The sequence below is a fragment of the Salipiger sp. PrR003 genome (assembly GCF_010500785.1).
Classification (GTDB): Bacteria; Pseudomonadota; Alphaproteobacteria; order Rhodobacterales; family Rhodobacteraceae; genus Salipiger; species Salipiger pacificus_A.
The window spans coordinates 1-14,311 of sequence record NZ_JAAGOV010000081.1 but is presented as its reverse complement, the minus strand read 5'-3'; the positions used below and the strand labels follow the sequence as shown (position 1 = coordinate 14,311).

The 14,311-nt window shown below is 63.6% G+C and carries 11 protein-coding genes and 1 pseudogene; 10 read left to right on the top strand and 2 right to left on the bottom strand.

Translation table 11 applies throughout. The features are described from left to right. The 3 genes and pseudogenes from G0D83_RS26210 to G0D83_RS26200 form a co-directional block, all read left to right on the top strand. Positions 1-324: pseudogene (locus G0D83_RS26210) on the top strand (hypothetical protein); the annotation flags it as partial. A gap of 1,144 nt (positions 325-1,468) precedes the next feature. Then, positions 1,469-2,029, top strand: a complete 561-nt coding sequence (locus G0D83_RS26205; protein WP_203595666.1) for a LemA family protein — start codon at positions 1,469-1,471, stop codon at positions 2,027-2,029. Between the two features lie 14 nt (positions 2,030-2,043). Then, positions 2,044-3,921, top strand: coding sequence for a DUF2207 domain-containing protein (locus tag G0D83_RS26200; protein ID WP_164197499.1), 1,878 nt, complete (start codon positions 2,044-2,046; stop codon positions 3,919-3,921). Between the two features lie 10 nt (positions 3,922-3,931). Here G0D83_RS26200 and G0D83_RS26195 read toward each other — a convergent pair whose 3' ends face one another. Beyond that, on the bottom strand, positions 3,932-4,801 hold the full coding sequence (locus tag G0D83_RS26195; protein ID WP_164197498.1) for a hypothetical protein: 870 nt from the start codon (positions 4,799-4,801) through the stop codon (positions 3,932-3,934). A gap of 212 nt (positions 4,802-5,013) precedes the next feature. Between G0D83_RS26195 and G0D83_RS26190 the strand changes: the two genes are divergently transcribed. After that, a complete protein-coding gene (locus G0D83_RS26190) occupies positions 5,014-5,328 on the top strand; it encodes a hypothetical protein (protein ID WP_164197497.1) in 315 nt (104 codons plus the stop codon). A 140-nt stretch (positions 5,329-5,468) separates the two neighbouring features. Here the strand turns inward: G0D83_RS26190 and G0D83_RS26185 are convergent, their stop codons facing one another. Then, a complete protein-coding gene (locus tag G0D83_RS26185; protein ID WP_164197496.1) occupies positions 5,469-6,275 on the bottom strand; it encodes a helix-turn-helix transcriptional regulator in 807 nt (268 codons plus the stop codon). A gap of 114 nt (positions 6,276-6,389) precedes the next feature. On the opposite strand from G0D83_RS26185, the gene G0D83_RS26180 reads away from it, so the two are divergent. The 6 genes from G0D83_RS26180 to G0D83_RS26155 all read left to right on the top strand — a co-directional run bounded on the left by G0D83_RS26180 (position 6,390) and on the right by G0D83_RS26155 (position 13,956). Continuing rightward, complete coding sequence (locus G0D83_RS26180) at positions 6,390-8,396, top strand: CocE/NonD family hydrolase (protein WP_164197495.1); 2,007 nt, start codon at positions 6,390-6,392, stop codon at positions 8,394-8,396. Positions 8,397-8,542: 146 nt separating this feature from the next. Further along, positions 8,543-10,135 carry an ABC transporter substrate-binding protein gene (locus G0D83_RS26175; RefSeq protein WP_164197494.1) on the top strand — a complete coding sequence of 531 codons (1,593 nt, stop codon included), beginning with the start codon at positions 8,543-8,545 and terminating at the stop codon, positions 10,133-10,135. A gap of 18 nt (positions 10,136-10,153) precedes the next feature. Then, a complete protein-coding gene (locus G0D83_RS26170; RefSeq protein ID WP_164197493.1) occupies positions 10,154-11,092 on the top strand; it encodes an ABC transporter permease in 939 nt (312 codons plus the stop codon). A gap of 1 nt (position 11,093) precedes the next feature. After that, positions 11,094-11,972, top strand: a complete 879-nt coding sequence (locus tag G0D83_RS26165) for an ABC transporter permease (RefSeq protein ID WP_164197492.1) — start codon at positions 11,094-11,096, stop codon at positions 11,970-11,972. After that, positions 11,972-13,000, top strand: coding sequence for an ABC transporter ATP-binding protein (locus G0D83_RS26160; RefSeq protein ID WP_164197491.1), 1,029 nt, complete (start codon positions 11,972-11,974; stop codon positions 12,998-13,000). The genes G0D83_RS26165 and G0D83_RS26160 overlap by 1 nt, the downstream gene beginning before the upstream one ends. Beyond that, on the top strand, positions 12,997-13,956 hold the full coding sequence (locus G0D83_RS26155) for an ABC transporter ATP-binding protein (RefSeq protein WP_164197490.1): 960 nt from the start codon (positions 12,997-12,999) through the stop codon (positions 13,954-13,956). Before G0D83_RS26160 ends, G0D83_RS26155 begins: the two co-directional genes overlap by 4 nt. Positions 13,957-14,311: the final 355 nt, after the last annotated feature.

The following is a 14,311-nucleotide window of genomic DNA, read 5'->3' as shown; positions in this document are numbered from 1 at the left end:
AAACCGGCACCGTCAAAAAACGTCACCGTCATCCACCTGCGATGTCGCTCAGCACTCAACTGCGATGTCGCGCCACACGCGGGCGCGATCGCCCGGAACGAGGCGCTCCGCGCCGCTAAATACCTCGGTCGCGCCATCTGGCGACGATGGAGCGGATACCACCGCCGAAGCCGCGCCGAGACGAAGATGCACTGCGTGAAGCTACTGGGGCAGAGCCTCATGGCACGCGACTTCGATCGCCAGGTCGCAGAACTCCAAGTCCGCGCCGCCGTGCTGAACGGCTACACCGCGCTCGGAAGACCTGTCACCGAGCCCATGGGATAAGTGCGTCCGGGGAAAGGGGAAGTGCAACCTTCATCCTCTTTGCGCAACAGAGCCATGAGCCCCGACGCCATCGACCATTTCGGCTTCTGGTTCGCCCTGACCCCCCATCGCCGCGGCCACCACCGCGCTGGTCATCCTCGCCGCGCTCTACGCAAAGCTCACCGGGCGGCACTACCCGTTCCGGCAGTTCGACGCCCCCAGCCGGCACGGCACCGAGGACCGCGATCCCTCCGAGCGCCTCGGGCTCTCGGAAGCCGAGCTCTCGAGGCTGCGTGAACGATACCGGCAGCCGTTCAACCTCGGGGTCGAGGGTCTGGCCCGGCTCATCGGCGCTGCCGAACTGCAAGCCGCGCCCCGGTCAAAGCGAGCCGCCTGACTGGTGCAGTCCGAGGGGCGCACTCCATACCGTGGTCGACTTTCTCACCGCCGTTCTCACCCGAGTTATCCGAGCTCACGGATATCTCGTTCTTTCGGCGTACAAAAACTGGCCTTATAGCCCCTTAAGGCTTCTCAATGACTGGGCACTATGCACATCTCGCTCCAGTTTATGGGGGTTTAGAGAGATGGTCATCCGGTCAAAGGCGCGCTTCAAGACGGTTTGCCGCTTCGTTGGCCTGATAGGCCTCATCGCACCTTCGATCTTGGTGGCACCGGGCGCCTCCGCGGCACCTGACTATTACGACAATCGCTCGACGGCGAGTGACGTAATAGTCTCTTACTATAACGCGATCAATCGAGCTGAATATGCGCGCGCCTACAGCTACAGGCTGAGCGGCACTCCCAGAGTCTCAACCGCAGCCCTAAATCGCGACTACGAAGAGTTCCGAGCCGGGCACCTCGAGACCCGCAAAGTGGCTCTGCGTTTGGGACGGGAGTTCGAGGATACGGCGGTCGGCACAACCAGGATCGCTGTTCCTGTTGTCATTCGAGCGACCTCCATAGTCGGTGTTACCCGCCTCTTCGCGGGCTGCTACCAAATCATTGCGATTTCCCCGTCGGCTCAGGACTACGTCCCCTTTGACCCGATCCGGATCGAACATGGGTCTCTACATGCCACCCGCGGCTCGTTCGCAAGCATCCCAATGCCAGACTGCAGGTTCTGAGCGACCCCGGGTCAAATAGTTTTTAGTATGGAGTACCGCCCATGATCACTGTGTACGTCTTAATCGCCCTCGTGGTTCTGCTCGCGATATACGTCGTCGGTCTATACAACTCACTCGTCCGGAAGCGTCAGATGGCGCGAGAAGGATGGTCCGGCATCGACGTGCAGCTCAAACGTCGCGCGGATCTCGTCCCTGGGCTGGTCGAGGCGGTCAAAGGATACGTCACCCACGAGCGCTCGACATTCGCAGAAGTCGTCGCTGCCCGGAACGAAGCCCTCAAAGTCGATGCGACCGACGTTGCCGGAAGAGCGGTCGCGGAAAACGCACTAAGCGCCTCGCTCGGCAAACTCTTCGCACTGGCGGAAGAGTACCCTGACCTAAAGGCAAGCGCGAACTTTCTGGAGCTTCAGACCGCCCTCGGGACCGTCGAGCACGATTTGCAAATGGCCAGACGCTATTACAATGGTGCCGCCCGAGAGCTGAACGTCCGAGTTGAAAGCTTCCCTTCCAACCTGGTCGCGGGAAGCTTCGGCTTTGAACAGCGAGCATACTTCGAGATCGAGGACGCTGGGGATCGTGCAAGGCCGTCGGTGCAATTCTGACGCAGATGCCGAGAGTGCTCAAATCCGCCCTGCTCGCCCTTGCTCTCTTGTCGGGAGCGGCCCGAGCCGAAGAAGTCATTCAGGAATTTTCATCCGAAATCGCTCTGGAAGAAAATGGCCTTCTCACTGTCACCGAGGTGATATCCGTGCGCTCGGAAGGCGATGCGATCCGGCATGGTATATACCGTGACTTCCCGAGAGGCTTCGCAAAAGCAGGCGGTGGCCCCGGCCGCGCATCCTTCGAGATTGTCTCCGTCGAGCGTGATGGGGAGAAAGAGCCCTGGACAGCAGAAGAACACGGGGACACGACCCGCATTACAATTGGTGAAGACTCCGAGTTGCTTTCACAAGGAAACCACCTCTACAAGCTCGTCTACCAGACTGACCGTCAGGTGCATTTTCGCGATGGCTACGACCAGTTGAGCTGGAATGTGACAGGCACGGGATGGCCCTTTCCAATCTTGTCAGTGAGCGCGCGGGTGTCCTTACCCGACGGTGTCAGGCCAACCAACTTTGCGGTCTATACCGGCGCTGAGGGCGAACGAGGCCGGGACGCTGAAGCGTGGTATGAGGGCTACGAGGTTTTCTTTGAAACAACGAGGGCTCTTTCTGCGTACGAGGGGCTTACCGTGGATCTGGAATTGCCGCAGGGGGCCATTCTTGCTCCGAGCGAAACGCTGGCCGGTGAGTGGTGGTGGCGTGACAATCATGACCTGGTCTATGCCTTCGGGGCGCTCTTTGTCGCACTGGTCTACTTCATTTCCGTTTGGACCGCGGTTGGCCGTGACCCCACCCCGGGGGTCGTCGTACCACGCTGGGACCTTCCAGAAGGCATATCGCCGGCCATAGCGCAATACGTCGACGATGGGGCCATTCATGGTGCAAGCCGTAAAGGCGTGGCCGCATCCGCGATCGCTCTCGCAGTTTCAGGGTTTCTGAAAATCGAGAACCCTGAGAAGACACCGACGTTGCAACGTACGACTGCCCACCCTCCAGCCGATCTTCCCGCAGAGCAACTGGCCCTCATCGAGGCGGTAGACAACAAGGGCGGATCTCTTTCGCTCGAGCGTAGCAACAGCTTGGCAATCCAAGGCATGATTGAGCGCCTAGCACGATCGGTTTCAGAGGCGGTGGACGGGCATTTCATACAAAGCAATCGATCGTTCTTTGCCGTCGGCTTCTGTCTATCGCTTGCTCTGCTGTTCGGGTACTATCTCGCAAGTGACATCGGCGACGATGACGCCACGATGTTGGGTGTCACCGCCGCGCTGCCGTTCTTTCTCGGATTGGGGGTCTGGAAACTCCTGAAGGCGATCCATCGAAGTCCATCAGCTGCAGTCGTCACGCTCTTGGTCGGCTTGATCGCCGTTCTTGGCGCCAGCGGTGTTCTAGCGTTCGTGTTCTTTTTGTCACTCATGACTGACTATGTCGGTGCCGCGACCGCAATCGGATCCCTCTCCCTCTGCTGGGGGCTCGTCGTGCTGAATCAGTCGTTCTTCATCCTCATTCAAAAGCCGAGCCAGGAAGGCCAAGTTCTCCGTGATCATCTTGCAGGTTTGCGCATGTATCTTGGAACCGCGGAGCGCGACCGGTTGAACATGCCGGGGGCGCCAACGATGTCGCCCAGTCACTTTGAAACTCTACTACCCTATGCGGTGGCCTTGGGTGTGGAGAATCCTTGGGCCCGTCAATTTGCGGCGTGGCTACAGAGTGCAACGCCATCTGGCAATCTCTATGACCCTTACTGGTACCCTGACTTCTCGCCTGAGGCCTTCGCAGACCTTGGAACGAACCTGGGCAATGCTGCGTTTGAAAGCCTTCCGGAAGACTCTGAATTTGGCGAGGGGTCTTCAGGATCAGGGGGCGGAGGTGGAGGCGGTGGCGGCTGGTAGGTCGTCCTGTCTAAGCCGCGGTCTCAACTTGAAGGGCACATAGGTCCGCGTAGGAGCACGCGAGATTTGCGAGTTTTTCGGCCTGCCAATGGTAGTAGCACTCCACTAGCTCCTGGGAAACATAGCACAGCCCTCGCCTTCCCGGAAATTGCCACGTGACTGCTCCACACATCGTCGCTCCCTTCAGCAAGTTGGATACATGGGAGCGCGAAACCTGATATCGTTCGGCCAAACCCGAAATGGAGACATGAAACGGGCCATCACTGAAGGCTGATCTCATGAGATCGTGCAGGATACTTGACCCGGAGGCCGCGTCTGAAAAGCGCCGGATCATCGTCGGCGGGCGACACCATGCCTCATTGCGGCTCAGGCGCCAAGCGAACATCGGTTGCAGAGTTTTACCAATAGAGCGATCGCTCCTCAGTGCTTTCGCACGATTCGATCCATCCAGAGCGTCAAGAAGCTCGAGGTGGATGAGAAGATAGAGCAGGACCAGGTCCTCAAACTTGCGCGTAATCTGGGGCCAGCGTTGCCGCTGAGCTCCTGCGGACAGCTTTTCACAGAACTGGACCCGCTCGAGTTCACGTAGATAAGCTTGAACCGTGTTTCGGCTGGCAACGCCAGCTCCCCCGATGGCCGCATGCAGGCTTTTGGGCGACAGTTTGGGCTGCAGCGGATCTCGTAGGTGCTCAAAATGGATCGCTGAGGCCATTTGGGTCAATGTCCAATGACGCATGTCTCCAAAAAAGCGGGCCTCGGCAGGGATCGCTGCGTGAACATCGATTAGCCGGCCGGCGTCCCTCAAGACAAGCTCCGAAAATTGGGGCATCCTGACCAACGTGGAGGCACGAAACACTCCACCTGAACGAATGCTATCCATATTGGACTCTCCCCTCCCCCCTTTTTCCAGAGTCTACTGGCAACATATCCACGGATATGGGAAGCAAAAAGTGGACTTAACTAAGAAATCACTGTTCAAGAAATCATTTCCAGTGGTTCTTTCGCCAATGCTGGCGCATCCAGTTGTAACGCCACTGGCCGCGACCAACCTCACACTGAGACTGATAGAGAGTTCATATCAATAGTACTAAAATGTTTGCCTGCGCCGCTCTGGCAATGGCCACGCTTGTCTCCGCTCCCGCATGCGCTGCCAACCGGCACGTGACCATCGTAAACAAAACCGGCTATACGATGGTAGAATTCTACGGCTCGAACAACGGCACCACCGACTGGCAGGAAGACGTGTTGGGAGATTATGTCTTGGCGCATGGTGAATCGATCGACGTCAACTTTGATGATGCGACCGGCTATTGCGTGTTTGATTTTCTCGCGATTTTCGAGGATGGTGACCAGGTAAAACAAGAAGACGTCGACGTCTGCTCTGTGGGTATCTTCACCTTCAACTGAGTAATCCGTAGAGCGATGAGGAAGGGGGCTCTCACCGCATGCGCTCTCATAAGTTCTGGTCATGCGAGGTCGGGTTGTCGCCCGCTCGCTTGGCCCCTGTCTGCTTCCGTCGAATTCGGCATCGAGGCCTGCAAAGTGTTTCACAGCTGTTCCACCTCGAAGGTCCAGGCGCCGGGTGCCATGTCGTTTCGCACGAGCTGGACGATCCGCGGATCGAGCGCCTCCGGTGAGAACAGGCCGCATTGCGCCATAGCCCGACGGGCATCGACATTCTGCCCCAGGTAGTCGAGCACCACCCGCGAGGCGGCGGGTTTGCGCCCTCGCTTCAGCGGCCCGCCGGTCTGGATGCCCAGCAGGTAGTCGATTCCTGCGCTGTAGGAGGGATACAGGATCATCTGGGTGATCGAGGAGGACAGCATCGCCTCGTTTTCGACCACGTTGATGCGCTCTCCGAGAAAGAACACCATGCCCTCGTACTTGAAGACGTCCTGCGCGCCGCCCTGCACCGAAACTTCGCGCTCGATGTTCTTCCACAGGAAGTAGCCGTCCTTTCGGGTGATCTGCGCGTAGGAGCGCATGATGAGCCCAGGATTGCTGTAGGAATGGAAGTAGCGGAAGTAGCCGCCGCAGTAGCGGTCGAGCGGCTCGGAGAACTGGTTGAGCCGCTTCAGGGTCGGGCTGAGCGGAGACACCTCCACCTCTCCGCCGGGACGGCGGCGCAGCGAGATGAGCTCGGCGAAACGCGCCGGTTCCATCAGCAGCTCGGCTTCCGTCACGCCGAAGAAGTCGCAGATCTTTCGCATGTTGTGCCGCGACGGGCGGACGGTGCCCGAGAGGTACTTGTTGAACTGCTGGCGGTTGATTCCGATCCGGCGGCAGACATGCGCGATGGACGGAAAGAGCGTGCAGGCGAAACCGAGGTTGGCTGACATTGGGTCAATGGACATTGATCTGAAGCTATCTGACGCACTTTGGAAGTCAACCTGCGCCACTACGCGAAATTGTGACGCTGTCCTGCGCATGTCACGATCTGCGGCACTGAAACGAAAGGACGCCGCCGCATGAACCAGCACAGCCCGCTTCAAGAGGTCATCGAGGAACGCCACGTCGAGATCCCGCTGCCGGACGGCTGCATCCTCGCGGCGCGCATCTGGCGCCCGGCGGACGGTGCGCCGGTGCCGGCGATCTTCGAGTATCTGCCCTACCGCAAGGGCGACGGCACGCTGGCCCGCGACGCGGTGCGTGCCCCCTATATCGCGGCACGCGGCTATGCCTATGTGCGCGTCGACCTGCGCGGCACCGGCGAGTCCGAGGGGCTGATGGTCGACGAGTACACCGCGCAGGAACTGCAGGACGGCTGTGACGTGATCGCCTGGATCGCCGCGCAGGACTGGTGCGACGGCGGCGTCGGCATGGTCGGCATTTCCTGGGGCGGATTCAACGGCCTGCAGGTAGCCGCGCTGCAGCCGCCCGCGCTGAAAGCCGTGGTGTCGATCGCCTCGACCGACGACCGCTACGCCGACGACGTGCACTATATGGGCGGCACTATGGTGGTGGACCAGATCTCTTGGGCCTCGCACATGTTCGCCATCAACACGCTGCCGCCGGATCCCGACCTTGTGGGCGAGAAGTGGCGCGAGATGTGGATGCAGCGGCTCACCGGCTCGGGCCTGTGGCTGAAGAATTGGGCCGAGCATCAGCGCCGCGACGAGTTCTGGAAGCACGGCTCGGTCTGCGAGGACATCAGCCGCATCCAAGTGCCGGTCTACGCCGTGTCGGGCTGGGCCGACGGTTACTGCCGCACGGTGTTTCGCCTGATGGAAAGCCTGCAGGGACCGAAGAAGGGGCTCGTCGGCCCATGGTCGCACAAGTACCCGCACATCGGTGTGCCGGGGCCGGCGATCGACTGGAACGGCGAGGAGCTGCGCTGGTGGGATCAGTGGCTCAAGGGCATCGCGACCGGCATCATGGACGAACCGCAGCTGCGCCTCTACATGCAGGACCATGCCGAGCCCGCAAGTTTCTATGCCCATCGTGGAGGCCGCTGGATTGAGGAGCCGAGCTGGCCCTCGCCGAACGTGGAACGCACCGGGTTTGCGCTTGGCGCGGACGGCTCGCTCGGGCGGGAAGACGTGCCGACAGGCACCCGCGACATCCGCTCGCCGCTCGGCACCGGCATCGCGGGCGGCAAGTGGTGCTCCTACGCCAAGCCCGGCGACCAGCCGGTCGACCAGCGCCGCGACGACGCCGGCAGCCTGGTCTTCGAGACCGCGCCGCTGGCGGCCCCGCTGGAGATCGCCGGTGACACCAACCTCGAGCTCAGCTTCACCGTGGACCAGCCGGTCGCCCAGGTGGCGGCGCGCCTCGTCGACGTGGCGCCTGATGGAGCGGCGACGCGGGTCAGCTACGGGCTGCTAAACCTCACGCACCGCGACAGCCACGAGACGCCCGAGGCGCTGGTGCCGGGCGAGGTCTACACCGCCACCGTGCCGTTTAAGCACGTCGCCCAGACCTTCCGGGCCGGCCACCGTCTGCGGTTAGCGATCTCGACCAGCTACTTCCCCATCGCCTGGCCGTCGCCCGAGCCGGTGACGCTGCGCGTCGACACCGCGGCGAGCCGGCTGGTCCTGCCCCTGCGCGCCGCCACCGACGCCCCGGAGCCGCGCGATCTGGGTACGCCGGAGGGCGCCGCGCCGATGGAAAGGGACGTGCTGGCGGCCGGTCGTTCCGACTGGGTGGTCAGCGAGGATCTGGCCACGGGGGAGACCGTGGTGCGGATCACCGACGACGACGGCCGTATCCGCATCGCCGACAACGGGCTGACCACCGGCGCCTGCGGCGTCGAGACCTATTCCTTCAGCGGCACCGACTGGCGCTCGTTCAAGGGGCATGTTGTCTGGGACCTCGATATGTCGCGCGGCGACTGGCGGATGTCGAGCCGCACCGAGACAGAGATGACCGCCACCGCCACGCATTTCGTGATCAAGGCGAAGCTCGTCGCGAAGGAAGGCGAGACCATCGCCCACGAGCAGGAGTGGTTCTGCGAAATTCCGCGTGACCTCGCGTGATCGCAACCCCGGCGCTGCACCACGCGCCGGGACATGAAATACTGCGCCGGAGATCCCGGCGGCTGGGCGGGGCGCTTGCCTGGGCAATTTCCCCGCCCGACACCACCAACGAAGGCCGAAACGGCCAGCTCACAGGGAGTATCAGAATGACCGATCAGACCAATACCGCGAACCCGGGCATCGGCCGCCGCGCCTTCCTGCGCGGTGCCACCGCCACCGGGATCGCCGCCGCGACCATGCCGCTCGGTTCGCGCATCTGGGCGCAGTCCGGCAAGGTGCTGCGCGTCAGCTCCTATGCCGACATCGACGCGCTCGATCCGGGCTTCTACCAGAACGGCTACAACGTCGACGTGATGAACTGCATCTACTCCAAGCTGGTGCGCTACGTGCCCGGCCGCGAGTGGGACTGGGAGCTCGAGGCCGCCGAAGAGATCGAGCAGCTCGACGACACCCACATCCGCTTCAAGCTCAAGCCCGGCATCATGTTCACCGGCGGCTACGGCGAGATGACCGCCGAGGACGTGAAGTTCTCCTTCGAGCGGGTGCTCGAGCACGACAGCCCGGTGAAGAGCGACTGGGGTCCGCTGGAACACGTCGAGGTGACCGGCACCTACGAGGGCACCATCGTCCTGAAGGAGCCGTTCCAGCCGCTGTGGAGCATCACGCTGCCCTATGGCACCGGTCACATCGTCTCGAAGAAGGCGGTGATGGAGGCGACCAAGAGCGGCGGCAACTTCGGCATGGAGCCGCCGGCCTTCTCCGGCCCCTACCTTCTGAAAGAATGGAAGCCGAACCAATACGTGCACCTGGTGCGCAACCCCGAGTGGACCGGCGAGGCGCCGGGCTTCGACGAGATCCGCATCCTGCCGATGGATGACACCAAGACCGCCGAGCGCGCCTACGAGGCCGGCGATCTCGACTACACCGAGATCACCCTGTCGTCGCTGGCGCAGTACCGCGGCAACGTTCCCGCCGACACGGTGATCGAGGAATATCCCTCGCTCTACTACGTGTGGCTGGGCATGAACCTCGACAACCCGGCGCTCGGCGACGAGAACCTGCGCAAGGCGATCCAGTACGCGATCAACGCCGAGCAGATCATCGACGCCGCCTACTTCGGCGAGGCCGCCCCGGCGACAGGGATGATCGCGCCGGGCCTGCCGGGCCACCGCGAGATCCCCTCGGTGCCGGTCGCCGGTGATCTCGACAAGGCACGCGAATACCTCGAGGCCGCCGGCGGCCCGCCGGCGGAGCCGCTGACCATCGACGCTCTCAATGCCACGGTCTGGAAGACCATGGCCGAGGTGATCCAGGCGCAGCTGGCGCAAATCGGCATCCAGACACAGATTAACGTGCAGGACTCCGGCTCGTTCTGGACGCTCGGTATGGAAAGCGAGGGCGAGCGCTGGAAGGACATGCAGCTGGTGCTCAACCGCTTCTCGATGCTGCCCGACCCCTATTACGCCACGAGCTGGTTCGTCACCGATCAGGTTGGCGTGTGGAACTGGGAACGCTTCTCGAACGAAGAGTTCGACAAGCTGCACCAGCAGGCGCTGAGCGAGACCGACGGCGAGAAACGCGCCGAGCTCTACCGCACAATGCAGGAGCTGATGGAAGACAGCGGCGCCTACAAGTTCATCACCTATGAAGGCACCCCAGTGATGTACCGCGAGGGGCTGGAGCCGGCATTGCGCCCGGACGGCCGCCCGCTGTTCATCGATTTCAAGGGCGACGTGTAAGAAGGGAGACCGCGACCCGTGATATTCTACGCAACTCAAAGGTTCGCCCTTTCGGTCGTGATCGTCATGGTCGCGGTCTCCATCCTGACCCTGATGCTGCACGTGGTGCCGGGCGATCCCGCGGTGATGATCCTCGGTCCGCGCGCCACGCCCGAGCTGATCGAGGAGACCCGCGTCGCCATGGGGCTCGACCAGCCGCTGCCGGCGCAGATTGCCACCTTCTTCGGTAACATCCTGCGCGGCGATCTGGGGCAGGACGTGTTCACCGGTCGCGCGGTGTCGCAGATCGTCTTCGAGCAGCTGCCCTACACGCTGATCCTGATCGCGGTGTCGATTCTCTGGGCGGCGGTGCTGGGCATCGCGCTCGGCTGCTACTCGGCGCTGCGGCGCAACACCTGGCTCGACACGCTGACTGGGGTGATCTCGGTCGGCACGATCTCGATACCGGCCTTCGTCATGGCGCTCTACTCGGTGCTGGTCTTCGCCGTCTGGCTGCGCTGGCTGCCGGCCATCGGTGCCGGCGAGGGCTTCTGGGACGGGGTCACGCACCTCATCCTGCCGTCCTTTGCCATCGGCGTGTCATGGGTCGGATACGTGGCGCGGATCGTGCGCGCCTCGATGCTCGAGGTGATGGGCCAGCCCCATGTGCGCATGGCCCGCGCCTACGGGCTGCCCGACGGCCGGATCACTCGCTCGCACATCCTCAAGATCGCGGTGCAGCCGGCGGTGACGCTGATCGGCACCGGCGTGGCGCACCTCTTCTCGGCGGCGGTCTTCGTCGAGGTGATCTTCGCACGACCCGGCATCGGCGCGCTGATCGTGCAGGCCGTGAACGAGCGCAACTATCCCATCGTGCTGGGCGCGGTGCTGGTGACCACAGGCATCATCGTGCTGGCCACGCTGATCTCGGACCTGGTGGTCGCCTGGCTCGACCCGCGCCAGCGAGAGGAGCTCTAAGATGACCGACGCTACCCAGGGCCCGCTGCCCGAACCCGGCCTGCTGGCGCGCAGCCTGCGCGTGCTGTCGGGCAACCGCACCGGGGTGATCGGCTTTGTGCTGGTGGCACTGATCGTCAGCTCGGCGATCCTCGCGCCGTGGATCGTGCCCTATGACCCCACCGCCATCATGACCGGCCCGCGCATGGCGCCGCCCTCGGCCGAGCACTGGCTCGGCACCGACAATATCGGCCGCGACATCTTCAGCCGGGTGATTGCGGGCGGGCGGATCGCCATGCTGGTCGCCGCCGCCTCGCTGACCGCAGCGCTGAGCGCCGGGCTGCTGCTGGGGCTGATCGCCGGGCTGGGGCCACGCTGGCTCGACAACCTGCTGCTGCTGATCTTCGACGCGCTGCGCTCGTTCCCGACCATCGTCTTCGGCCTGGCCGTGGTGACCATCATCGGTCCGAGCCTGTTCACGGTGATGCTGGTGGTCGCGATCACCTCGGTTCCGATCTACGCGCGCATCGTGCGCACTCAGACCTTGGCGCTGAAGAACGCCGAGTTCATCCTCGCCGAGCGTGCCATGGGCGTCGGCCTGCCGCGGCTGCTGTTCGTGCATGTGCTGCCGAACGTGCTGGGCCCGCTGCTGATCCTCGCCTCGATGGACGTGCCGCTGGTCATCGCCACCGAGGCGGGCCTCAGCTTCCTCGGCATGGGGGTGCGGCCACCGACCCCGTCCTGGGGAGTGATCCTCAACGACGGCTATAACTTCATCCGCAATTCCCCCTGGCCGGTGATCGGGGGCTCGATCCCGATCATCCTGGTCACCCTGGGCTTCACCTTCATGGGCGAGGCGCTGCGCGACATCTTCGATCCCAAGCTGAGAAAGGCCGGCTGATGGCACCCTTTGCTGCATCACATCCGACCGCAGAGGCTCCGCGGGCCGCCGATCCTCTGGTTTCCGTCGAGGGGTTGTCGGTGGATTTCGACACGCCCCGCGGCACTATCCACGCCCTGCGCGACATCTCTCTCGAGGTGCCGAAGGGCAAGGTGCTCGGCCTCGTCGGCGAGAGCGGCTGCGGCAAGTCCACGCTGGCCTATTCGATGATCGGCCTGCTGGCCGAGAATGCCAGGGTAGCCGGCGGTGCCATCCGCATGGGCGGGCAGGATCTGGCACATCTGAAGCCGAAGGCTTGGCGCGACCTGCGCGGCACGCGCATCGCCATGATCTTTCAGGACCCGATGACCTCGCTCAACCCGGTGACCACCATCGGCAAGCAGATGATCGACATCCAGTACCGCGAGCCGGGCGGCCGGGCCGAGAAGCGCGCGCGGGCGATCGAGTTCCTCGAACAGGTGCAGCTGCCCGACGCCGCGGCCACGCTCGATGTCTATCCGCACCAGCTCTCGGGCGGCATGCGCCAGCGTGTATGCATCGCCATGGCGCTGCTGACGCGGCCCGACCTGCTCATCGCCGACGAGCCGACCACGGCGCTCGACGCCACCCTGGAAATGCAGATAGTCACCCTGCTGCGCGAGTTGCAGGAGAAGTTCGGTTGCTCGGTGCTGTTTGTCTCGCACCACCTCGGCACCGTGGCCGAGCTCTGTGACGAGGTGGCGGTGATGTATGCCGGCGAAGTCGTGGAGCGCGGCGACGTGCGCCCGGTGTTCCACGCGCCGCGTCATCCCTACACGCAGGCGCTGTTCGACTGCGACCCGGCGCGCATCCGGCAGGCCACCCGGCAGCTGCCGACAATCCCCGGCACGCTGCCTGACCTGCGCCGCCCGCCCGCGGGCTGCGCCTTCCGGGCGCGCTGCGGCAAGGCCTTCGCCCGTTGTGCCGCCGAGCATCCGCCGCTTTACGCCGCGGGGCGTGGGCAGGTGGCGCGCTGTCATCTCAACGATCCGGCGGAGGACGCGGCATGAGCCTTCTGGAAGTCACCGACCTGCGCATCCGCTACGCCCGGCAAGGACGACTGAAGGCGGCGCTGCGTCGCGAGAGCCACGAATTCGAGGCGGTCTGCGGGGTCTCGTTCACGCTTGAGCAGGGCCAGACCCTGGGACTGGTGGGCGAGAGCGGCTCGGGCAAGTCGACCATCGCCCGGACGCTGATCGGGCTGAAGAAATCCTCCGGCGGCTCGATCCGCTTCGACGGGGCCGAGATCTCGGGGGCCTCGGGCCGCGACTGGGCCCGGCTGCGGCGTGAAATGTCGATGATGTGGCAGGACCCGGTGGGCTCGCTGTCGCCGCGGCTGACGGTGAAATCGCTGGTCACCGAGCCACTGCGCATCAACAGGCTGCCGGCGGGCCGCGCCGAGGCCGAGCGTCTGCTGGGGCTGGTCGGACTGCCGGCGGAGTTCGCCACGCGCTACCCGCACCAGCTCTCGGGCGGACAGGCCCGGCGCGTCGGCGTGGCGCGAGCGCTGGCGCTCGACCCCAAGCTCCTGATCGCCGACGAGCCCACCGCCGGGCTCGACATGTCCGTGCAGGGCGAGGTGCTCAACCTGCTGGCCGAAGTGCAGGCGCGTAGCGGCGTGGCGATCGTGATCATCACCCACAACCTCAACCTCGTGCGCCACGTCACCGACCAGATGGCGATCATGTATCTGGGGCGCTTCGTCGAGAAGGGACGGACCGAGCAGGTCTTCGCCCACCCGCGGCACCCCTACACCAAGGCCCTACTGGCGGCGAACCCCGAGCCCGATCCGGAGGCGCGGCACGAGCGCGTCGCGCTTTCGGGCGAAGTGCCAAGCCCGGTGAACCGGCCCTCGGGCTGCGACTTCCACCCGCGCTGTCCCTGGGCGCGCGAGGCTTGCGCCGCGCGCGAGCCGGGCTGGACCGAAGAAGACGGTCGCGGCCATAGGTGCCTGTTTCCGCTGTGAGGGGCGTTTACGCAAATCCAGCGGGATTCATCATGTGCATCCAGCATGCAGCCAGGTAGCAAGAGCAGACCTCCTGAGACGACGTACAAGCCGCCCAACTGGAGAGGTTACAATCAGGCGCTGAGGCGGAGCGGATCGCTAACCATCGGGTCTTATTTTTGATTTTCAAGTTGAAAGCTGAATCCGGCAAGGCATCGTGCGAAGGCACAACTACGCTGGAGCATGAGATGTAGCCCTCCGCTACACTATCGCTTGCGAGAAGGCGAAATGTAGCGTAAAGCTACATCCATGAAGACGATCACCTACAGGACCGCCGCCCTTCGCACGCTCCGCAAAATGCCGCGCAACGAGGCGA